The 20,757-nt window shown below is 63.5% G+C and carries 20 protein-coding genes and 1 pseudogene; 16 read left to right on the top strand and 5 right to left on the bottom strand.

Features of this window, described 5'->3' with window-relative positions; all coding sequences use genetic code 11:
* Positions 1–19 precede the first annotated feature (19 nt).
* The 3 genes from CXY72_RS15830 to CXY72_RS15820 all read left to right on the top strand — a co-directional run bounded on the left by CXY72_RS15830 (position 20) and on the right by CXY72_RS15820 (position 3,220).
* Complete coding sequence (locus CXY72_RS15830) at positions 20–1,333, top strand: MFS transporter (protein WP_104128651.1); 1,314 nt, start codon at positions 20–22, stop codon at positions 1,331–1,333.
* A gap of 115 nt (positions 1,334–1,448) precedes the next feature.
* Positions 1,449–1,997 (top strand): orotate phosphoribosyltransferase, encoded by a 549-nt coding sequence (gene pyrE, locus CXY72_RS15825; protein WP_104128650.1) that lies wholly within the window; start codon positions 1,449–1,451, stop codon positions 1,995–1,997.
* Entirely contained in the window at positions 1,997–3,220 is a 1,224-nt protein-coding gene (locus tag CXY72_RS15820) for a hypothetical protein (protein WP_104128649.1), read from the top strand. The genes pyrE and CXY72_RS15820 overlap by 1 nt, the downstream gene beginning before the upstream one ends.
* A 58-nt stretch (positions 3,221–3,278) precedes the next feature.
* Here the strand turns inward: CXY72_RS15820 and CXY72_RS15815 are convergent, their stop codons facing one another.
* From CXY72_RS15815 to CXY72_RS15805, 3 genes are all read right to left on the bottom strand, one after another.
* The gene (locus tag CXY72_RS15815) at positions 3,279–4,079 is read right to left on the bottom strand and encodes an HAD-IIA family hydrolase (RefSeq protein WP_104128648.1); all 801 of its coding nucleotides are present in this window, start codon (positions 4,077–4,079) and stop codon (positions 3,279–3,281) included.
* Positions 4,080–4,169: 90 nt separating this feature from the next.
* Entirely contained in the window at positions 4,170–4,814 is a 645-nt protein-coding gene (locus CXY72_RS15810) for a metal-dependent transcriptional regulator (protein WP_104128647.1), read from the bottom strand.
* 19 nt (positions 4,815–4,833) lie between these two features.
* The gene (locus CXY72_RS15805; RefSeq protein WP_104128646.1) at positions 4,834–6,105 is read right to left on the bottom strand and encodes an Nramp family divalent metal transporter; all 1,272 of its coding nucleotides are present in this window, start codon (positions 6,103–6,105) and stop codon (positions 4,834–4,836) included.
* A 74-nt stretch (positions 6,106–6,179) separates the two neighbouring features.
* Here CXY72_RS15805 and CXY72_RS15800 point away from each other — a divergent pair, with 74 nt between their 5' ends.
* The 8 genes from CXY72_RS15800 to CXY72_RS15765 all read left to right on the top strand — a co-directional run bounded on the left by CXY72_RS15800 (position 6,180) and on the right by CXY72_RS15765 (position 12,361).
* Complete coding sequence (locus CXY72_RS15800; RefSeq protein ID WP_104128645.1) at positions 6,180–6,830, top strand: TrmH family RNA methyltransferase; 651 nt, start codon at positions 6,180–6,182, stop codon at positions 6,828–6,830.
* Between the two features lie 42 nt (positions 6,831–6,872).
* Positions 6,873–7,241 carry a nuclear transport factor 2 family protein gene (locus CXY72_RS15795; RefSeq protein WP_104128644.1) on the top strand — a complete coding sequence of 123 codons (369 nt, stop codon included), beginning with the start codon at positions 6,873–6,875 and terminating at the stop codon, positions 7,239–7,241.
* Between the two features lie 62 nt (positions 7,242–7,303).
* Positions 7,304–7,789: a DUF3151 domain-containing protein gene (locus CXY72_RS15790; protein WP_104128643.1), complete on the top strand. Its 486-nt coding sequence runs from the start codon at positions 7,304–7,306 to the stop codon at positions 7,787–7,789.
* Complete coding sequence (locus tag CXY72_RS15785; RefSeq protein WP_104128642.1) at positions 7,790–9,076, top strand: adenylosuccinate synthase; 1,287 nt, start codon at positions 7,790–7,792, stop codon at positions 9,074–9,076.
* 85 nt (positions 9,077–9,161) lie between these two features.
* Positions 9,162–9,974, top strand: a complete 813-nt coding sequence (locus tag CXY72_RS15780; protein WP_233197888.1) for a GNAT family N-acetyltransferase — start codon at positions 9,162–9,164, stop codon at positions 9,972–9,974.
* A gap of 90 nt (positions 9,975–10,064) precedes the next feature.
* Positions 10,065–11,021 carry a DMT family transporter gene (locus CXY72_RS15775; RefSeq protein WP_255409295.1) on the top strand — a complete coding sequence of 319 codons (957 nt, stop codon included), beginning with the start codon at positions 10,065–10,067 and terminating at the stop codon, positions 11,019–11,021.
* Positions 11,022–11,049: 28 nt separating this feature from the next.
* A complete protein-coding gene (locus tag CXY72_RS15770; protein WP_104128640.1) occupies positions 11,050–11,433 on the top strand; it encodes a chorismate mutase in 384 nt (127 codons plus the stop codon).
* On the top strand, positions 11,420–12,361 hold the full coding sequence (locus CXY72_RS15765) for an SDR family NAD(P)-dependent oxidoreductase (RefSeq protein ID WP_233197887.1): 942 nt from the start codon (positions 11,420–11,422) through the stop codon (positions 12,359–12,361). Before CXY72_RS15770 ends, CXY72_RS15765 begins: the two co-directional genes overlap by 14 nt.
* A gap of 168 nt (positions 12,362–12,529) precedes the next feature.
* On the opposite strand, the gene purL is transcribed toward CXY72_RS15765, so the two are convergent.
* Positions 12,530–14,923 (bottom strand): phosphoribosylformylglycinamidine synthase subunit PurL, encoded by a 2,394-nt coding sequence (gene purL / locus CXY72_RS15760; protein WP_104128638.1) that lies wholly within the window; start codon positions 14,921–14,923, stop codon positions 12,530–12,532.
* A gap of 353 nt (positions 14,924–15,276) precedes the next feature.
* On the opposite strand from purL, the gene CXY72_RS15755 reads away from it, so the two are divergent.
* The 5 genes and pseudogenes from CXY72_RS15755 to CXY72_RS15735 form a co-directional block, all read left to right on the top strand.
* A complete protein-coding gene (locus CXY72_RS15755) occupies positions 15,277–15,741 on the top strand; it encodes a cytidine deaminase (RefSeq protein ID WP_199184067.1) in 465 nt (154 codons plus the stop codon).
* 11 nt (positions 15,742–15,752) lie between these two features.
* Positions 15,753–16,328 carry a hypothetical protein gene (locus CXY72_RS15750; RefSeq protein ID WP_158252605.1) on the top strand — a complete coding sequence of 192 codons (576 nt, stop codon included), beginning with the start codon at positions 15,753–15,755 and terminating at the stop codon, positions 16,326–16,328.
* 286 nt (positions 16,329–16,614) lie between these two features.
* Entirely contained in the window at positions 16,615–17,208 is a 594-nt protein-coding gene (locus CXY72_RS15745) for an RNA polymerase sigma factor (RefSeq protein ID WP_104128636.1), read from the top strand.
* On the top strand, positions 17,174–18,127 hold the full coding sequence (locus CXY72_RS15740) for a hypothetical protein (protein ID WP_104128635.1): 954 nt from the start codon (positions 17,174–17,176) through the stop codon (positions 18,125–18,127). Before CXY72_RS15745 ends, CXY72_RS15740 begins: the two co-directional genes overlap by 35 nt.
* Positions 18,128–18,853: 726 nt before the next feature.
* Positions 18,854–19,114, top strand: a pseudogene (locus CXY72_RS15735) (VOC family protein); the annotation flags it as partial.
* Positions 19,115–19,279: 165 nt separating this feature from the next.
* Here the strand turns inward: CXY72_RS15735 and CXY72_RS19335 are convergent.
* Entirely contained in the window at positions 19,280–20,488 is a 1,209-nt protein-coding gene (locus CXY72_RS19335; protein ID WP_146071210.1) for an MFS transporter, read from the bottom strand.
* Positions 20,489–20,757 lie beyond the last annotated feature (269 nt).

The raw sequence follows: 20,757 nt of genomic DNA, 5'->3' as shown, positions 1-20,757 counted from the left end.
TCCGCACAGAAAGAAACCCATGAGCAACGCGTCAGCAGTCCCCGCCGTTACCGGCACGTCCCAAACAGATGGCCCCGCCCTCGCCGAGAAGCGGCGACAGGCCCGCAAGGCGGTCGTGGCCGCATCCATTGGCAACGGGCTGGAATGGTTCGACGTGATCGTCTACGGCACCTTCGCCGTGACCATCGCGAAGTTGTTCTTTCCGACCGCCGACGAGACGGCGTCGCTGCTGCTCGCCTTCGCGTCGTTCGGCGTCTCCTTCATCATGCGGCCGCTCGGCGGAATCCTGATCGGACGCTATGCCGACCGCGCCGGGCGCAAGGCGGGCATGCTCGTGTCCATCTCGGTGATGTTCGTCGGCACGCTCTTGATCGTGCTGGCACCTACGGCCGCCACGATCGGGGTGACCGCGGCCGCGATCATTCTCGTGGCCCGGTTGCTGACCGGCTTCGCCGCCGGCGGGGAATTCGGCACCGCCACCGCGTTCCTCATCGAGTACGCACCGCACCGCAAGGCGTTCTATGGAAGCTGGCAGGTGGCCACGCAGGGCGCCGCGATACTGTTGGCCGGGCTGTTCGGTTTCGTTTTGAACAACTACCTGAGCCAGCAGAGCCTCGAAAGCTGGGGCTGGCGGGTGCCGTTCATCTTCGCGCTCCTGATCGGGCCGGTGGGTTGGTACATCCGCTCAAAGATGCAGGACACCCCGGAATTTCTGACCATGACGCCGTCGGCGTCTCCGCTGAAGGAGACCTTCATCGCGAACGCCGGACGCCTCTGGACGATGGTGGGTGTCGTAGCGCTCGGGTCGGTGGGTGTGTACATTGCACTGTTCATGCCCACTTACGCCATCGTGAATCTGGGCATGCCCACCGCGGCGGCGTTCGTATCCACATTGGTGTTCGGCGTGATCATGAGTGTCGGCTCGCCATTCATCGGTAAGCTCGCCGACCGGGTAGGGCCGGCCCGAGTGATGACCTGGGCCGCTGCGGGAACGCTCGTACTCGGCGTTCCCGTGTTCCTCTTGCTGAACCAATCGCCCAACCTTCTGACCATGATCGGCATCGAGCTGGTTCTCGGCGTGCTGGCCACGGCCTACTTCGCCCCGTTGCCGGCGATCATGTCAGCAATGTTCCCCGTGCAGATCCGCACGACGGGATTGTCTCTCGGTTACAACATCGGCGTGACCGTGTTCGGTGGATTCGCACCCTTCATTCTCACGTTCCTCATCAGCACGACCGGTTCACTGCTCGTTCCGGGGTACTACCTCGTGGCGATCGCGGCCCTGTCTCTCGGGAGCATCGTGATCTCGCGACGAGTGTTCCAGCAGCGGTAGTCGGAGGCTGGCCTGCTCGTGCCTGAAAACTCGAACACCACGTGAAAAACCCCTCTTCCGTCGCGACTGTTGGCGACCACGTTCGGCCTGCTGGGCATGCCCTAAACTGACAATTGTGACTGATACACGGCAGAAACTCATCGACTTCATCTCGGCCGAGGCCGTTTTTCACGGAGATTTCGTTCTCACCAGCGGTAAGAAGGCCACATACTACGTGGACCTGCGCCGGGTGAGCCTCGACCACCGGGTCGCCCCGTTGATCGGGCAGGTCATGCTCGACCTCATCAAGGATGTTCCGGATGTGGTCGCCGTTGGAGGCATGACCATGGGCGCCGACCCGATTGCCGCTGCGGTCCTGCACCAGGGTGCAGCTCGCGGCGCGACCTATGACGCGTTCGTCGTGCGCAAGGAGCCCAAGGACCACGGTCGCGGCCGCCAGGTTGAGGGCCCCGACCTCGCTGGCAAGCGTGTGATCGTGCTCGAAGACACCTCGACAACCGGTGGCTCTCCCCTCGCCGCCATCGAGGCCCTTCTCAAGGTCGGCGCCGAGATTGCTGGCGTCGCTGTCGTGGTCGACCGCAACACCGGTGCCCGCGAAGTGATCGAGGCTGCCGGCTACCCTTATTTCGCCGCGATCTCCCTTGAGGATCTGGGGCTCAACTAGTGGCAGCAGACGACGACGAGCGCGGAATCGACTGGCTCGCGTCGCAATTGGGGCAAAGCTCCGATGACTCGGCGGACGAAGACTCAGCTGACGCTGACTCGGCTGATGAAGACTCGGCGGACGAGATGTCGGTTACTGACGCAGTGGATGCCGCCCCGCTGGTGACCCGGTTCGGCCGCCGCTCCCGTCGCGCCACACCGGTGCCGGCGCAACCGGAGGTCACCGAACTCCCGGAACCATCCATCCCGGCAGCGCCGGCTGGACCAGCTTCGGCTGGACCAGCTCCCTGGTGGACGACACCGCTGCCGCAACCGGCCGACGCGCCCGTCCCTGAGGCTCTACCAGCTGCGCACGCGGAGTCATCAGATCCTGTCGTGCCGCTCGCTGGTGTCGGCCACGAAGTTGTCGCACCCGACGTGGTTGAGCCAGAATTTGCCGCGACCCCCGGTGCCGAGATCGCGCCCGCCCCGGCGTCGAGCGACCGCTTAGCAGAGGCAGAGGCAGACCGGCCGACGGAGCTCGTGCCGGTAGCGGGGGTGCTTGCCTCAACGGACGGTACCGAGGCAACTACGGCGGAGGTCACCAGCGCCGAGGTCACTAGCGCCGAGGCGCCGAGCCGCCACCGGTCCCGGGGCAGTGCCCCCGGAAGAACGCAGGCCGCTTTGGTCTGGACCGTCGTCGGATTACTCGCACTCATCGTGCTCGTGGGATTGTTCTCTCTCGGCCAGCGGCTGGTCGCGAGCCCCGTGGCGGCGCCACTACCGACCCAATCCGCGACGCCGACACCAACACCAACACCCACGCCAACGCCGACCCCGGAGATCACGGCGGCGCAGCCTGCCGGGGTAAACGAGTGGAACACCCTGTTCGGTGGCGAGTGCCTCGAACCGTACGAGTCCCCCTGGGCGGAGAACTTCACGGTCCTCGATTGTGCAGCCGCACACACGGCCCAGTTGGTGTATCGCGGCAATCTTGGCAGCGACGCGACCACAGTCTTTCCGGGGGAAGCCGTGCTGGCCGCCCAGATCAATCTGCTCTGCACGGTGCCCGGCATCCTCGACTTGAATGCGGCCGGCGCCTACCCGAATCTGCAGATGCAGGGGAGCTATCCGATCAGCGAAGAACAGTGGACCGCTGAGCCGCGCTACTACTACTGCTTCGCGAGCCGAGCCGCGGCCGAGCCGCTCACGGCAAGCATCATGGGCGCCGGTCCGACCGCCTGAAGCCGGCGCGAGCCTGGCGCACAGCCGGATCGCCCGACAACCGGTCGGAAGGAGTTCGCTAGATCTCGTCACTTTCGATCGGGTCGGTCGAGAGTAGCTCGTGCACGCCGGCCACGATCTCGTCGGGACGAAACGGGTACCGGTTGATCTCGGCCTCGTCGCTGATGCCGGTCATCACGAGAATCGTGTGCAGCCCGGCCTCAATGCCGGCAACGATGTCGGTGTCCATGCGGTCACCGATCATGCCGGTGTTCTCCGAGTGCGCACCGATCTTGTTCATCGCTGAGCGGAACATCATCGGGTTGGGCTTGCCGACGACATAGGGCTCCATGCCGGTGGCCTTGGTGATCAGCGCCGAAATAGCGCCGGTCGCCGGCATCGGGCCGTCCTTGCTCGGTCCGGTCGCATCCGGGTTGGTCGAGATGAACCGCGCTCCGCCGAGGATCAGCCGAATCGCCTTGGTGATCGCCTCGAACGAGTAATTGCGGGTCTCGCCGACCACCACATAGTCGGGGTCGGTCTCGGTCATGATGAACCCGGCCTCGTGCAGCGCTGTCGTGATGCCGACCTCCCCGATCACGAACGCCGTGCCGCTGGAGGCCTGAGATTTCAGAAAGTCTGCCGTTGCGAGGGCGGAGGTCCAGATGCGGTCCTCGGGCACGTTGAGCCCGCTTGCGCGCAACCGCGCGCTCAGATCGCGCGGCGTGAAAATAGAGTTATTGGTGAGCACCAGAAACGGCGTGCCCGCGTCGGTCCACTGCTGCAGCAGCTCGGCCGCCCCCGGGAGGGCCTGGTTCTCGTGCACGAGCACACCGTCCATGTCGGTGAGCCAGCATTCGATTTCGTCGCGTCGTGCCATCAGGCGCTCCTTTTCGTCGTCCTCAGCCTAGCCTCGCCAAGTTTCACCACGGTAACCGGCACCACACAAATAAGCAGATGCCGCGCGTACTCAGGCGGTCACCCAGATCGACGCTGCCGCTGCCGTCGTCAGCAGCCGGTTCTGGCCATCCGCTAGAACGATGGTCAGCGGGGCCGCCAAAGTGAATTCGGTGCCGGGGCCGATCAGATCGGCGGCGAGTTCGCGCAGTACGGCCGGGTCGCGGTCGCTGATGCGCAATACGGTGCCCGAATACCCGACCGTGACCCCCTCCAGCAGCACGGCCGGCGGTCGAAGCACGGTGCCATCGGCGAACGGAATCGGATCGCCGTGCGGATCGTGCGCCGGAAACCCGAGCCGCGCATTGATGGCCTCGAGTAACCGGTCTGAGATGGAGTGCTCGAGAATCTCGGCCTCGTCGTGCACCTGGTCCCAGTCGTAGCCCATCTCGCCTACCAGCCAGGTCTCGATCAGTCGATGCCGCCGCACGACGGCGGTCGCGCGCAGCCGGCCGGCATCCGTCAGTGCCAGCGGACCGTAGGGAACGTGGGTGATGAGCCCGCCTGCAGCGAGCTTCTTCACCATTTCCGTAACGGATGACGGTGCCAATCCCAGCCGTAGGGCGAGCGCCGAGGGAATGATCAGGTCGGGCTGCCACTCGGTGTGGGCATAGATAGTCTTGAGATAGTCCTCGGCCGCGCCGGTCGTGTGCGTCATGTCGATTTCAGGTTACCGGTCATGCCCCGGTGAAAACGAGTACGAGCAGCACGACGTTCAGCGTGACGAGGGCGAGGGCGCAGACGACCCCGGCAGCGGTCGTGAACCAGCGGTTGGTGAAGGTGCCGAGGAGGCCATGCTGCGCGGTGAGCCAGACCAGCGGAATCAGGGCGAACGGAATACCAAAGGACAAAATCACCTGGCTGAGCACGAGCGCCTGGGTCGGGTCGAACCCCACACCGAGAATGACCAGCGCCGGAATCAGCGTGACCAATCGGCGCAACAGTAGAGGAATGCGCACGTGTAGCAGGCCGTGCATGATCTCGGCTCCGGCGTAGGCACCGACCGAGGTCGAGGCCAGACCGGAGGCGAGCAGCCCGATGGCGAACGTCGTCGCAATCGCCGGACCGAGCGTGTCTTTCAGGGCGGCGTAGGCCCCCTGCAGGGTGTCGGTTCCGTCCACTCCCTGCAAAGCGGATGCCGCCAACAGCAAGATCGCCAGGTTCACCGTTCCGGCAATCGCCATGGCAATCGTGACGTCCCACTTCGTAGCCCAGAGCAGGCGGCGAGTAGCGACGACGCCTTGCCATTCGGGAAACCGGTCGCGGGCGAGCGACGAATGCGCGTAGATGGCGTGCGGCATGATCGTGGCGCCCAAGATCGATGCGGCCAGCAGCACCGAGTTGGAGCCCTCGAACCGCGGTACGAGTCCGGAGAGCACCCCGCCGGCCTCGGGCGGCGAGAAGAACACACCAGCGGTGAAACCCACGGTGATGATGAGCATGAGCGCGATGATCACGCGTTCGAAAATGCGGGGGCCGCGACGGGTGTGCACCATGAGCACGATCATCGAGATCGTGCCGGTGATCACGCCGCCCCAGATCAGCGGCAGGTTGAACAAGAGGTTGAGCGCAACGGCACCGCCGATGATCTCAGCCAGGTCGGTGGCCATGGCGACCAGTTCGGCCTGGATCCAGTACAGGCGCCGCGCCGTGGGCCGCGTCATGCGCACCCCGAGAATCTCGGGCAGGCTCGCCCCGGTGACAATGCCGAGTTTGGCGGACAGATATTGGATGAGCCAGGCCATGACGTTGCCGGCCACGACCACCCAGACCAGCAGATAGCCGTAGCGGGCGCCTGCGGTCATGTTGCTCGCGACGTTTCCCGGGTCGAGGTACGCGACCCCGGCAACGAGAGCCGGGCCGAGAAGCCAGAGCAGCCGGCTGGAGGCGACCGTGGTCGGAGCTTGGGAGAGCAGGCGATCGGGATTGACAGCATCCGTTTTAGTCATGCCGAAACCATAGCCAGACTTTCGGCAAACCGAAAGCCCAAATGTGAGGGCTGTAGGCAGGTTACGGTTAAGTTGTGACCGAGCCATCCGCCCCAACCTTCGCCGCCGACAACTCCACGCCCGAGCGATCCACCTACGGCGTCGGCCCGTGGCCGGGGGAGTGGCCGAGCGAGGAGCGCTACGACGCCGACCTGCTCGAGCATGGTGACACCCGCAACGTGATCGACCGCTACCGCTACTGGAACATGGCGGCGATCGTGGCTGACCTGGACGAACACCGGCATCCGTTTCACGTAGCCATTGAGAACTGGCAGCACGACATGAACATCGGCTCTATCGTGCGCAGCGCCAACGCGTTCGGCGCCGACACCGTGCACATCATCGGGCGAAAGCGGTGGAATAAACGCGGCGCCATGGTCACCGACCGTTACCAGCATGTTCTGCACCACACCGACGTCGCCGCCTTTGTGGACTGGTGCGAGAAGGAGGCGCTGGCGATCATCGCCATCGACAACGTGCCCGGCAGCGTCATTATCGAGACGTTCACCTTTCCGGAACGTTGCGTTCTGCTGTTCGGCCAGGAAGGCCCCGGATTGTCGGAGGAGGCTATCGCTGCCGCCGATTCCATCGTCGAAATCAGCCAGTTCGGGTCGACCCGATCGATCAACGCTTCGGCCGCCGCGGCCGTCACCATGCATTCCTGGGTGGTTCAGCACCGGTTCTGACCTTTTCTGTATTCGGTGGCGGTTTGGGGCTAGCGTGACGGTATGACTGCGATCACTGACGATCTTCCCGCCCGGCTCCTTCACGAAGAAAACGCCGGCTGGCAGGCCATCCTGGGTGGGCAGGGTGGCGCGTACTATCAGCGCGAAATGACCGACGACGCCCTGATGATCGTGCCCGGTGCCGTCATCACTCGCGACCAGGTCACCGCATATTTCGACCAGGCAGCTCCGTGGGAGAGTTACGGCATTCACGAACCCGCCATCATCCGTCTCGGTGAGCACGCCGGTGTCGTCGTCTACAAGGCGATCGCCCGCCGGGGAGAGGTGGTCGCCGAGTTGAACATGTCGACGACCTACCTGTTCGTGAACGGCGGCTGGCGCGTCGCAGCCCGGCAGCAAAGCCCGGCCTAGCGTTTTCGGCCGACCGGGCCCGTCGCCGGGGTGAGGGCACCTGGGCCTTGGTAGGGTTGAGTGTGACCGGCGACAATTTGATTTCTGAGCCCGAGACCCTTCTTCCCGCGGAACCGGAGGTGCTCGAGGCCCTGCGCCGAACCGCGAGGAGCGAGATCGCTGCGGTAGTGCAGGTGCACCCGACCTCTCCGCTGGCCTGGGCTGAATTGGCCGATGCCACCCACTCTGAGGGTCGACTCCTGGAGTCGTACGCCTACGCCCGGGTCGGCTACCACCGCGGACTTGATGCCCTGCGCAAGGCCGGCTGGCGCGGCCACGGTCCCATTCCGTGGCGCCACGAACCCAACCGCGGCGTGCTGCGCGCCCTGTTCGCGTTGCGCCGGGGCGCCGAAGAGATCGGTGAGTCCGACGAGGTCTCCCGCCTGACGGCTTTTCTGACGGATGCCGATGCGAGCGCTATCTCCATCATCGCCACCCTGCACACCGGCAGCCCGGGCTTCGACCCGGCACCACCCACCGAAGCTTTCGTTATTCGAGGAGAAGACTAGATGCCCGCGATCGTACTCATCGGAGCCCAGTGGGGCGACGAGGGCAAGGGTAAGGCCACCGACCTGCTCGGCAGCCGGGTCGACTATGTCGTCAAGTTCAACGGCGGCAACAACGCCGGCCACACCGTCGTCGTCGGCGACGAGAAGTACGCGCTGCACCTGCTGCCGTCGGGCATCCTGAGCCCCGGAGTCATCCCGGTCATCGCCAACGGTGTCGTCGTCGACGTCGAGGTGTTGTTTGAAGAGCTCGATGCGTTGGCCGAGCGCGGCGTCGATGTCTCGCGGCTCCAGGTCAGCCTCAACGCGCACGTCATCACCGCGTACCACCGCACCCTCGACAAGGTCACCGAGCGTTTTCTCGGCAAGCGCCAGATCGGCACCACCGGGCGCGGAATCGGCCCCGCCTACGCTGACAAGATCAACCGTGTCGGCATCCGCGTGCAAGACCTGTTCGACGAGAATATTCTGCGCCAAAAAGTGGAGGGTGCCCTTGACCAGAAGAATCACATGCTGGTCAAGGTCTACAACCGTCGCGCCATCGAGGTCGAGGAGATCGTCACCGAACTGCTCAGCTACGCTGAACGCCTGCGCCCCATGGTCACCGACACCGCCCTGCTCTTGCACCAGGCCTTGAATGCCGGCAAGACCGTATTGTTCGAAGGTGGCCAGGCCACGATGCTCGATGTCGACCATGGCACGTACCCTTTCGTCACGTCGTCGAACGCTACTTCGGGCGGTGCGGTTACCGGTTCGGGTATCGCTCCGAACCGCATCGACCGGGTCATCGCCGTCGTCAAGGCCTACACGACCCGCGTGGGCAGCGGTCCGTTCCCCACCGAACTGTTCGACGAGTCGGGCGCTTACCTGCGCGCCAATGGGTTCGAGTTCGGCACCACCACCGGACGCCCGCGCCGGTGCGGCTGGTACGACGCTCCGATCGCCCGCTATACCGCGCGCATCAATGGCGTCACCGACTTCGTGCTGACCAAGCTCGATGTGCTCACTGGTCTGCCCGAGATCCCGGTCTGCGTGGCGTATTCCGTTGATGGTGTGCGCGTCGACGAAGTGCCGGTCTCGCAGAGCGACTTTCACCACGCCGTTCCGATTTACGAGAACTTCCCCGGCTGGACCGAGGACATCACCGGCGTGCGCACGTTTGACAAGCTGCCGCAGGCCGCGCAGAATTATGTGCTCGCGCTCGAGAGCATGAGCGGATCGCGCATTTCGGCGATCGGCGTCGGCCCCGACCGTGAAGCCATCGTGGTGCGTCACGACCTGATCGACTAGATCTGAATCGTCAACCGGGCCCGCAATGTGCCCGGTTGGCGCGGTGAGTGTAAAATTCCTCACTTCGACCTGTCACACTGGTTGGGTGAACGCCGTGAGACCCCATTCCCTGACCCTGACCGGTCGTTTTGTGCAGCTTCAACCGCTCGGCAGTGCAGTATTGCCCGACTTGGCGCGCGCTATCGCGCACCCGGAAGTGTTCGCGGCCGGCTATGGTGGCGGCCCGGCCGCCTTGCAGCGCGATGTTGACGGCTTCATCAAGTGGGCGCACGATTACTTTCAGTGGGAGGCCCTGCCCTACGTGGTCCGACTGCTCGGCGGCCCGAACGACGGTGACGTCGTGGGAACGACCACCCTCGGCGACATCGACGTCGACAAGGAATCCATCCACCTCGGCTGGACCGCCTACGACCCGCGCGTTTGGGGCACCCCCGTCAACGCCGAAACCAAACTGCTCGTGCTCGGTACCGCCTTCGAGAACGGCTTCGGCCGGGTCAAGATTCAGGCGGATGCCCTCAACGAGCGTTCCCGCACCGCTATCCTGGGCATCGGCGCCATGTTCGAGGGCATCGTGCGCCGTGATTGCCCGCGGGCCGACGGCACCTGGCGGGACAGCGCTGTCTACTCGATCCTCGCTGACGAATGGCCGGCCGTGCGCGCCGGGCTGCACGCTCGCCTCGACGCGTTCGCGGGCCGGTTCGTGACCTATCGCGACCTGCGTCCCACCGGGCCGAGCGGCACAATTCTGGGCGGCGGGCCACACGGCGGCTTTGGTCGGGCCACCGGGAATGTGCCGGATCTGCCGGATGTGCCTGGTGCGCCGGATGTGCCTGGTGCGTCTGGTGCGCCGGATACGCCGGATACCGAGCGCAACGCCGGAGCCGACGCGTCTTCGTAGAGAGCGGCATCCGCTGCCATAGTTCGGTGCTTGTGAGACGTTGAGCTCCGCCGGGCCCGTGCTCGGCAGCGGCCGCTATAGGCTCGGGGAGTGCCCTCAACGACTGCCGCAAGCAAGAGCCTCATCGTGCTGCAGTTTCTGGGCATGGGAATGATCTGGGGATCGAGCTTTCTTTTCATGAAGGTTGCGCTCGATGGCGTCAGCTTCGGGCAGATCGCCTGGTCGCGACTCGTGCTCGGCGGGCTGACCCTCGGGCTGATCGTGCTCGTGACCCGTCCGCGCATCAGGAACGGGCCGGTGCTGCCGCGGGAAGGCGTGGTCTGGCTACACTTCCTGGTCATCGCGATCAGCGGATGCGTGATTCCGCACCTGCTCTTCGCCTGGGCCGAACAATACGTCTCATCGAGCCTGGCGAGCATCTACAACGCGGTCACCCCGATCATGACGGCGTTGATGGCGACGCTCGCCTTTCGAGTGGAGAAACTCGTGCGCGCGCAGGTCGCGGGCGTCGTGGTCGGCATCGTCGGTGTTGTCGTGATCATCGGACCGTGGCAGTATTCCTCGCTCACGGGCGATCTCTGGGGCCAGTTTGCCTGCCTGGGCGCGGCCGTCTGCTACGGCTTCACCTTCGGCTACACCCGCCGCTTTCTGAGTGGGCGGCCGATCGCGGCATCGACGTTCGCCTTTTTGAACATCGGCATTGCCGGTGGCATCATGCTGCTTCTGACGCCGGCGCTGGCCTGGAGCCCGGTCGCGCTGACCGTGCCGATCGTGCTGTGCCTGGTCGCGCTCGGTGCGCTCGGCACCGGCCTGGCCTATATCTGGAACATCAACGTGTTGCGCGCCTGGGGTCCGACCAATGCGTCCACGGTGACCTACGTGACGCCCGTGGTCGGCGTGGCGCTGGGAGTACTCGTGCTCGCGGAAACATTCTCCTGGCACGAGCCGACCGGGGCGCTGTTGGTGCTGCTCGGCATACTGCTGACGCAGAAACGTTTGCGGCTGCGGTCGTTCGGGGCGCGCAGCCGGGCGGCGGCATCCGCTTGACCGGGTGGGCATGCATTATCGTAAAAGGATGGCCGTACACGAGGAATTGCCCGCCGACACCGATGCGGCTGCGACGCTGCAGCTGCACAGCATTCGCGAGAGCATCGACAACATTGACGCCGCGCTCATTCACCTGCTGGCCGAACGGTTCAAGTTCACGCAGCAGGTCGGGCGGCTCAAAGCGGCCCACGGGCTGCCGGCCGCCGACCCGGCGCGTGAACTCATGCAAATCGACCGCCTGCGCGGCCTCGCCGAGGAAGCCCATCTCGACCCGGCCTTCGCCGAGAAATTCCTCAATTTCATCATCGCCGAGGTGATCCACCACCACGTTCGAATCGCCGGCGGCGAGCCCGTCGAGCCGGGGCGCTCTGCCGGGTCGGAGCCAGCATCGTCGCCGATTGCAGCGTCGTAACCGGGTGAGCTGGAACCCGCGTTCGCTGCCAGACCAGTCCGGCAAGACCTTCGTCGTGACCGGCGCCAACGCCGGACTGGGTTACTTCACGAGCGAGCAGCTCGCCGGCACGGGGGCCCACGTTGTGCTTGCCTGCCGCAACCTCGCCAAAGCCGATGCCGCGGCGGCGGCCATCCGCACCCGCGTCCCGGGGGCATCCGTCTCGGTGTTGCAGCTCGACGTGGCCGACCTACAGTCCGTGCGAGAGGTGAGTGAGACCTTACGCGCGCTGCCGCGCCTCGACGGTCTGATTCTCAACGCTGGAATCGTGCATCCGTCCACGGATCGCCAGGTGAGCCTCGACGGCAACGAGCTGATCTTCGCCACGAATTTTCTCGGGCACTTCGCGCTCACCGCTGGCAGCCTCATGGCGCTCCGCCGCACGCCCGGGAGCCGGGTGGTATCGCTCGGGTCGTTGATCTCCCGGCTGATGGACTCCTCGCTCGACGATCTACAGCTGGCGACCACGTATAACGGGTGGAAAGCCTACGCGCAGTCCAAGATTGCCATGCAGGTGTTCGGGTTCGAGCTCGACCGGCGCCTGCGGGCTAATGGTGCCGGAATGGTGCAGTCGTTGGTGGCGCATCCGGGATATTCCATTTCGGGGCTGACCCCTGGCATCCGTTCGATCAACGAGGTGTCGCGCGGCAAACGCGTGATCGACGGCCTGCAAACCGCGATCGGAGCCCAGGGCAAGCACCACGGCGCCTGGTCGACCGTGCGCGCGGCCATCGATCCGGATGCCCATGGCGGCGACTACTTCGGCCCGCGCCTGCTCACCCGCGGCGCCCCGACTCGCCAGTCGGCCACCCGAACCTCCCGCGACCGCGCGGTGGCCGCCCGCCTCTGGGAGCGAGCCGAGACCCTGATCAACGAACCGTTCCTCTAACCATTTCCATCCGGTCGACCTGCCTCTCGGCGCATAACTCCTGCAATTTGCGCGCCGATGGCGACAGCGCCGCGTGATTCCGGGACCGAGCGTGGTGCGCTGCAGAAATTGCAGGAGTTATGCCCGGGTCGACGCCCCGAAAACCGAAAACCGAAAAACCGAGGATGGTTAGGCGAAGGCGGCGGGGAGGGTGGCGCGGTGTCGATTGTGCATCTCTGGCAGCGAGGCCGCGAAGACGTCCTGAATCTCGAGGGCGTGCAGGGTGGCGTCGGTCACGCCGATGCGCAGCACCGGAATGTACCGGCCGGCACACAGGCCGAGAAACTTCACGTCGTCTTCGCGCGGCACGCTGACGATGACGCGACCAGCCGACTCCGAGAACAGGGCAGTGGATGCGTCCACCTCGTCCCGATCCAGAATGTCACCGAGCCAGACCCGAGCGCCCACACCGAAACGCATCACGGCTTCGGCGAGGGCCTGGGCGAGCCCACCCTCGCTGAGGTCGTGGGCGCTGTCGATGAGGGCTTCCTTCGACGCGGCGTGCAGTAGTCCGGCGAGGGCCTTCTCCCGGCCGAGATCCACAACCGGCGGACGACCACCGAGGTGGTTGTGCACGACACCGGCCCAGGCTGAGCCGTCGAGTTCGAGGCGGGTCTCGCCGAGCAGATAGATGTTGTGCCCGTCGTCCTGCCAGCCGCTCGGGATGCGGCGTGCGACGTTGTCGATCACGCCGAGCACAGCCACGACCGGGGTGGGGTGAATCGGCTGGTCGCCGGTCTGGTTGTAGAACGAGACGTTGCCGCCGGTGACGGGAATCTCGAGCTCCAGGCATCCGTCGGCGAGGGCCGTTACTGCCTCACGGAACTGCCACATGACCTCGGGGTTCTCGGGGGAGCCGAAATTGAGGCAGTCGCTGACGCCGGCCGGGATCGCGCCGGTCACGGCGACGTTGCGATAGGCCTCGGCGAGAGCGAGCTGCGCGCCGCGGTACGGGTCGAGCTGGCAGTAGCGGCCGTTCGCGTCGGTGGCGATGGCAAAACCGAGGCCGCTTTCTTCGTCGACGCGGATCATTCCACCGTCGTCGGGAAAAGCCAGCGCCGTGTTGCCCTGTACGTAGTGGTCGTACTGGTCGGTGATCCAGCTCGGGTCGGCGAGGTTGGGCGAGCCGAGCAGGTCGAGGAACTGCTCGCGCAGGGTCTCGCCGTCGAGCGCACGCGGCAGCACGGAGGCAGTGTCGGCCTGCAGGGCGTCGATCCAGGTCGGGTAGGCGAGCGGGCGCTCGTAGACGGGGCCGTCGACGGCGACGGTGCGCGGCAGTACGTTGACGATTTCTTCGCCGTGCCAGTTGATGATCAACCGGCCGGTATCGGTGACTTCGCCGAGCACGCTGGTCTCGACGTCCCACTTCTTGGTGACGGCGAGAAAGCCCTCGAGCTTTTCAGGCGTGACGATCGCCATCATGCGCTCCTGGCTCTCGCTCATGAGAATCTCTTCAGCGGTGAGCGTGGGGTCGCGCAGCAGCACCTTCTCGAGTTCGATGAACATGCCACCGTCGCCGTTGGAGGCGAGTTCGCTGGTCGCGCACGAGATGCCCGCCGCGCCGAGGTCCTGGATTCCCTCGACGAGTTTGCCCGCAAACAGTTCGAGGCAGCACTCGATGAGCACCTTCTCAGCGAACGGGTCGCCGACCTGCACCGCGGGGCGCTTGGTGGGCCCACCGGCGCTGAACGTGTCCGAGGCGAGAATGGATGCCCCGCCGATGCCGTCGCCGCCGGTGCGGGCTCCAAACAACACGACCTGGTTGCCGACGCCGCGGGCGTTGGCCAGGTGCAGGTCTTCGTGGCGCAGCACGCCAACCGAGAGAGCGTTGACGAGCGGGTTGCCCTGGTAGACCCGGTCGAACACGGTTTCGCCGCCGATGTTGGGCAGGCCGAGGCAGTTGCCGTAGAAGCTGATGCCCGAGACCACGCCGTGCACGACGCGGGCGGTGTCGGGATCGTTGATGTCGCCGAAGCGCAGGGCATCCATGACGGCGACCGGGCGGGCGCCCATCGAGATGATGTCGCGCACGATGCCGCCGACGCCGGTCGCAGCGCCTTGGAACGGTTCGATGTACGAGGGGTGGTTGTGCGATTCGATCTTGAACGTGACCGCCCAGCCCTCGCCGACGTCAAGCACACCGGCGTTTTCACCCATGCCGACCATGAGGTTTTTCTTCATGGCGGGGGTGGCCTTGTCGCCGAACTGGCGCAGGTACATCTTCGAGCTTTTATAGGAGCAGTGCTCGCTCCACATCACCGAGTACATGGCCAGCTCGCCGCTCGTTGGGCGGCGGCCCAAAATTTCGCGGATCTTCGCGTACTCGTCGGCCTTGAGCCCGAGTGCACCGTAGGGCTGCTCCTTGTCGGGCGTCGCAATAGCGTTGGAAACGGTGTCGGCGACGCCGCGGGAAGAGGTTTTGGAAACAGCGGTCACGTGTGGAATTCTCCCCGAGATAGCGGATGCTTGACCCGCCAAGTCTACCGGTCGCCCCGACTCCGCCCGTAGGCAGTGAATTGGCATGTGCATTTGAGTGGATGAGGTCGTGGTGTCGCCGACACCTGGATGCCGCGGTAACCCATGGAACTGGCGACGCGGAAAAGTTCAGTGATTCGGAAGCGTTCTTTGGGCGGTGAGGTCTCGGTCGTTTGTGGATACGCGTGCGTAGCCCTCAGCATCCGGCCGTGCTTCTGGAGCGCCCCGGTTATCCCCCCTCACCAAGCATTTTCTCGGGCGGGGCATACGGAAATCGCGCACCCGCGGAACTCTGCGGATCGTCGTTGGCCTTCCTCAGGTGTTCGGGTGTCGCGTTGACCGTCCGGCTTACGGGCAGGCCAGCCAGGAGTGCATCCGGTTCGATCCGTAGGATTACCCTCATGCTCCCCAACGTTGAACTCGCGGTGCCGACGGCCGAAGACCTGGAGCTGGTCGAGCTCGCGAGAGAGACCATCGACGCAAGCACGGATGCCGGGCCCAATGAAGATGGTGCACACACGATGGGCGCCGCAGTTCGAGATGCCGACGGCCGCATGTTCGCTGGGGTGAATCTGTTCTATTTCACTGGAGGGCCGTGTGCCGAGTTGGTTGCACTTGGTACGGCGCGCGCACAAGGCGGGCGAAAAATCACGACAATCGTCGCTGTGGGTAATCACGGTCGAGGTGTTGTTGGACCTTGCGGGCGTGACAGACAGGTCCTTTTCGATTACTACCCGGGTATCAGGGTGCTGCTCCCGACCGCCGAAGGCGTTAGGGTCGCCACCATTGAGGGCCTGATGCCGTTCGCTGCGGCGTGGACTATGGAGGGTGGCACTCAGCAGTTCGACGAGGAGCGTTTTCGTTGACGTCGAGGGGAATGGATGAGGATCGTTCGGGAGCAGCAAGCCGCGCGTTGTTTGCACGCAGGTGTAAGTGGGGTGCTCTCGTGGTGGTCTCCGGGATTGCGCTCTCGCTCACCGGTTGCCAAACCGAGTACCGCGGCCACGACAGCGGGATCGATGGCACGCTGTGGAGACAGATCGCCTCCTTCGAGGATCCATTGAGCCGAAGCCTCTACCAGCCATCAGTAAATGAACCGGTCAACTACCTCGACTCACTCCCAGGTGAGAGATGGAGTGGTTCGGTTGCATCAACACTTGAGCTCGATCTTCGGGAGGGAGGTGTGGTCCTCTACGACATCTCTTCGTCGGATTCTGCGGCCGAGCTTTCAGTATTCATTGCCTCCGGACCTCGACCCGATGTTCCAACCGATGGAGGTCGGGACTACAACGGCCCAAGCCAGGTCTTCACGTGTTACCGGGTGGAAGCCGACTTCTCCCCAGAGGTGGCGGCTTCTGTGGGTCGGGTTACTTTCGATGACTGCCCGGCGGCCCTCGTCGAGCTGATGCCTGACGGTGCGGCCTTCGCCAGTGGTGAGGTATTCGACGGCTGAGCTCGTGAGCACATCCGTACCAAGCCCGCAAACCGTTCGTCTTACGGGCACCGAACGTCGGCGTTGAGCGGTGCTATCAGATCGCATTGCCCAAGGAAAAGAACTGTCTTGGAACCTGAGTTTCTCAAAACCCGTGGACACTCTGGAAGATCCGCAGCACCTCCAATGGGACAGTATCGAGTTCATCGATGCTTGGACGAGCTCGCGGGAGAACGCCTCCGCTCGTGGACGCTCGCGCGCAGCAAGATTGGTGTGAACCCAATCGATTGAATCGAGCAATACGAATATGAGCCCTGATAACGACGTAATAGAGCGGTCGGCGCGTGAGCCGGCCGTGTTCGCGACGTTGTACGACCGTCACGCGCCATCAGTTTTCCGGTATGCCGCACAGCGGCTGGGCGACCACGCTGCGGACGATGTGATGTCGGAGACGTTCCTGGTGGCATTCGAGCGGAGGGCGGCCTACGACGTGACGGTGGTCGATGCGCGCCCATGGTTGCTGGGTATTGCCACGCGGCTGATGCGGAAGCATGTCCGCTTGGAGGCGACGGCGTGGAAGGGGATGACAGCGGACCTCGCGGCGCAGATCGTCCCTGACCTCATTGACCTGGCCGGCGCACGTATTGACGCTCACCGCCTCACCCAGCGGTTGGCGAAGGCGCTGCGGCGACTGCCGGAGATCGATCGCGACACCCTGCTGCTCTACGCGTGGGGCAACCTCGACTACGCCTCGATCGCCACAGCGATGGAAGTACCGGTCGGAACAGTGCGCTCACGACTGAATCGGGCACGGCGCCAGCTGCGCCGCGCCGCAGGCATCGAAACCCTCGAACAGGAGACGGACCATGGACGAACTGACACTGCTCCGCAACACGCGTGACGACTCGCGCGAACCGAGCCCGACAGCGTTGACCGCGGGGCGGGCCGCGCTTCTCGGCCGCATCGCGGACGACGCGACTTACGCGACGGCGCAGCATCGAAAGAAGCGGCGCTGGATGCCGCGGCTGACCTGGGCTGCTGCGGGAGTGGCCGCCGCGATGACGGGCGTCCTTGTGGCGGGTAACGTCACTCTGAACGCGCAGTCGGCCTACGCGAGTGACGTGCTGCGGTCCGCGGCCATCCAGACCATCCACTATGCAGATCTTGTGGCTGGCTCCGACCAGTACCTTCGTTCACACACGCACGCTCGCTGGGGGGTCTGCGATAACACAGGCTGCGAGCCGAACGATCAGATCCTGGACGTGTATATGCCCGCCGATCCCGGGGCGGAATGGACGCTCTACCGTGATTGGGGCAACATGTCTGGCGTGCTCACCGGCGAGTCGATCGAGACAACCCGAGCGGTCGACGGGCGTTTTTATGGGCCGGATTCTTCATGGGTGAATGTCGTCTTTGCAGACATTCCCCTCGACGGCGCCGCAGCGTATGAGTGGATCGACGCTCAGTACAACGGTGGGTCGGCATCCCGAGACGAGGATAACTTCGGGCGCATCACGGACATCCTCCGCTCCGGTCTCGTTCCGGCTCCACAGCGCGCCGCTCTCCTCGACGCGCTCTCTCGCATATCTGGAGTTACGGCCACCGACGACGTCGCCAATCTCGACGGCGTGACCGGAATCGCGATCGGCCGGAACGAGATGCTCAGAGCGGGACAGCGCCAAGAAATCATCATCGATCCCGACACCGGCCTCGTCATCGGCGAACGGACCATGAGCGGCACAACGCTCTTCGGATGGGGAGTCAGCGAACAGATGTCGCTGACCGCGATCGAGACGACCGTGGTGGACACGGCGCCATGAGCACTCCGAGTCACGAGGTAAACCCAGCCGCAGTTGATCTTCCGCCGACGTACTCTGTCTTGGTCCCTCTTCCATCGGCACCGGTAACGACAACTACACGGCGCCGTTGACCGCAGCCGTGGCCTGTCATGTGGAAGGGCTCTAACTTGCACAGCTTGAGTCCGCTCTGCGGGTGCCCCAGGTCGTTGTCACAGGCAAGGAGGAGGTCCTACTCGGTGTTTTTGCAGACGCTGCGAGCAAGCGGCTCTCCGTTGCACTCCTTTACTCAGCGATGCATGCGCTGACAGGCGTAGTGCGCCCGTCAAGTTCTCGAGACAATCTGATGTGTTACTTCTCTACGCCACTGCCGTTTGGCTGCGAGTGTGGTGCACGGCCAGCGCGGCAGTTGGTTGTCGTCCTCCGTTGTGGGAGTGGGGATCGGCGCCGCTTCTACCAGGATTCGATATATTCCATCACCGCGATACGCGCAGCGAAATGGTTTTGAAGTGTGTTGGAAGCACATTTCCGTCTTCATCCGTGAGAGAAACTTGCGACGACAGCATGGTCAGCTTCACTACTGCCTGGCCAACCGCCTTACCCGGCTGCTCGCACAGCGGCGGCGCTGAGATCATCTTGCCCGTACACCGGCTCGTTCGGTAATATCAGGCACTGTTTTGATTGCTAGGAGCCCATAAAATTCGCGTGTGACCTCTCCGGCAGTTCCAAGGCTGAAAGCAGGTTTTGTACATGGCATCTCGTATCAGTGAGGTCGTGCTCGGTTGCCGCGACCCTGAGTTGCTGGCGCGGTTCTGGTGCGAGGTCCTGGACTTTGTCGTGCTCGATCGCGAGGATGACGGCACGGTGGAGATCGGGCCGCGCGAAGGGTTCGGAGGTGCGCAGCCGACGATCATCCTCAGTCGCAGGGATGAGCCGGAAAAGGGCAAGTCTCGGCTGCACATCGACGTCAACGCCACCGACCGCGATCAGGACGTCGAGCTCGAACCACTCTGATGCTCATCGGTCGCACCTCGACCTCAAAGTTGCACTCGATAGAAGCTCACTGAGTTACACATCGGCCAACTTCGGAAGCTCCCCAGTTCAGCGAAGAAAGCCTGTCGAATGAGCCACAACACGACAGGCCCATCAGGATGCGGGTTGCTAATTGTGGAAAAATCACAATCGTCTGCTCGCTCTGAGTTGCCTATGAACAGATGCGGCCAATGGTACGAATGCGAGAAAGAGCAGTGCCGCAAGATAGATCGGGGAAAGCCCTAAACCAAAAAGAACAGAAGCCAGGACATAGCTCACTAAATTCACAAAAAGTGTGGATTGATTAGCCCAGCCCCACACCAGTTTGGCATCAATATTGTTGGTTTGTGACCACGCGTCCATCGAAGTCCTTACCCAGCCAGAAAGGGTTGCTGCCGAGAGTCCCGCGATGAAGAAACCGAGATACGGTCCAAAAGTGGGCAATACCATCCACACGAGGAGCCCGAAGGCATACCCCACCACCGCGAGTCCTGGCCTCAATAGTTTGGTCTCAGAAAATAGTGAAGCGATAAGTACCAACAAACCACCAGCGCCAAAACATGCCAAGATCCAGCCAAACTCGGCTTCAGATACGTGAAGCATGGTGAAACTCAAGGGTGTTTCAAGTGCATTCAACAATGCCCCCACGAAAAGCAAGAAGATCCAGGCAGCCAACGCCGGGAAACCCCAGACATGCCGATTCGCCAAGCCTGGCGCACGAGCTAAAGCACGAGGTGACGGCAAACCACTCCGCCAGTGACTTGTTCGCGGGTTACCGCTCTTTGGCGACTTGACCCCTTTCGTCATCAGCATCCAGAGGCTGACAGCTACGAAGGTTGCAGCGTCAAGTAAGAACAAGTAGGTCGGCCCCACGGTCGCAAGCAGCAAGCCCCCTAAAGCAGGTGAGATCACGACTGCGAGAGAACCTGCTGCACCGACTCCCGTGAGCGTCGATTGTCGTTGGGGCTGAGGAACGGACTCCACCAGAAGCGCCATATATAGCGGATTGAGAACCGCACGAATCATCATCGAAATGGCTACATAAGCAAGAATCACAGCAAAGTAGTGATAAGTGAAGGCTATTCCTAGGGTGATTCCGGCCAAAGCAACTTGTCCAAGTATCCAGGCAGACCGAATGTACCTAACAGGAATCCGATCACTGATTGAGCGGGCCGCAAGTAATGCCGGCACGGTTTGCGCGAGGAATATCAGAGCACTTGCTGCTGAGCCATATGTTTGCTGTGCAAACACGATGACCGAAAGAAAAGTCAACCAGTTACCAAATTGATTAACCGCAGCAATCCCAATAAACGTTCGTTTATTAGACACTCCTTGTTGCTCGCTAATTTGCATCGTTTTCGCCGCTATTTACTTTTACACAACCTGTGATTGAGTTGCACGTTCTATCGCCAGCACGTCCCTGTACGGGGTTGACACGGTGGGGGTGGTGGACATCTGGATCAGAAGCCGATTGGGTACAGGCGCGGTATGCCGGCACAAGGCCCGCGCGGCCGTCATTGGGCAACCGAGACTGCCTGGATGCGGGTTGCTTGTTGCTTTTGCCCGCCACGTGACATCTCCCAATCACTAACATTCAGTCCCCAACTCACGAAGCTCTCTCT

This window comes from Cryobacterium sp. Y57 (assembly GCF_002929505.1).
Lineage (GTDB): Bacteria > Actinomycetota > Actinomycetes > Actinomycetales > Microbacteriaceae > Cryobacterium.
This window is presented reverse-complemented; position numbering and strand designations above follow the sequence as displayed.

What these genes read in the sequence shown, in the direction of transcription:
- CXY72_RS15830 (WP_104128651.1), top strand. Translation starts at nt 20, where the DNA reads ATGAGCAACGCGTCAGCAGTCCCCGCCGTTACCGGCACGTCCCAAACA.
- CXY72_RS15815 (WP_104128648.1), bottom strand. Translation starts at nt 4,079, where the DNA reads ATGGCACGACGCGACGAAATCGAATGCTGGCTCACCGACATGGACGGT.
- CXY72_RS15810 (WP_104128647.1), bottom strand. Translation starts at nt 4,814, where the DNA reads ATGACGCACACGACCGGCGCGGCCGAGGACTATCTCAAGACTATCTAT.
- CXY72_RS15805 (WP_104128646.1), bottom strand. Translation starts at nt 6,105, where the DNA reads ATGACTAAAACGGATGCTGTCAATCCCGATCGCCTGCTCTCCCAAGCT.
- CXY72_RS15795 (WP_104128644.1), top strand. Translation starts at nt 6,873, where the DNA reads ATGACTGCGATCACTGACGATCTTCCCGCCCGGCTCCTTCACGAAGAA.
- CXY72_RS15785 (WP_104128642.1), top strand. Translation starts at nt 7,790, where the DNA reads ATGCCCGCGATCGTACTCATCGGAGCCCAGTGGGGCGACGAGGGCAAG.
- CXY72_RS15770 (WP_104128640.1), top strand. Translation starts at nt 11,050, where the DNA reads ATGGCCGTACACGAGGAATTGCCCGCCGACACCGATGCGGCTGCGACG.
- purL (WP_104128638.1), bottom strand. Translation starts at nt 14,923, where the DNA reads ATGCCAATTCACTGCCTACGGGCGGAGTCGGGGCGACCGGTAGACTTG.
- CXY72_RS15755 (WP_199184067.1), top strand. Translation starts at nt 15,277, where the DNA reads ATGCTCCCCAACGTTGAACTCGCGGTGCCGACGGCCGAAGACCTGGAG.
- CXY72_RS15750 (WP_158252605.1), top strand. Translation starts at nt 15,753, where the DNA reads ATGGATGAGGATCGTTCGGGAGCAGCAAGCCGCGCGTTGTTTGCACGC.
- CXY72_RS15745 (WP_104128636.1), top strand. Translation starts at nt 16,615, where the DNA reads ATGAGCCCTGATAACGACGTAATAGAGCGGTCGGCGCGTGAGCCGGCC.
- CXY72_RS15740 (WP_104128635.1), top strand. Translation starts at nt 17,174, where the DNA reads ATGGACGAACTGACACTGCTCCGCAACACGCGTGACGACTCGCGCGAA.
- CXY72_RS19335 (WP_146071210.1), bottom strand. Translation starts at nt 20,488, where the DNA reads ATGCAAATTAGCGAGCAACAAGGAGTGTCTAATAAACGAACGTTTATT.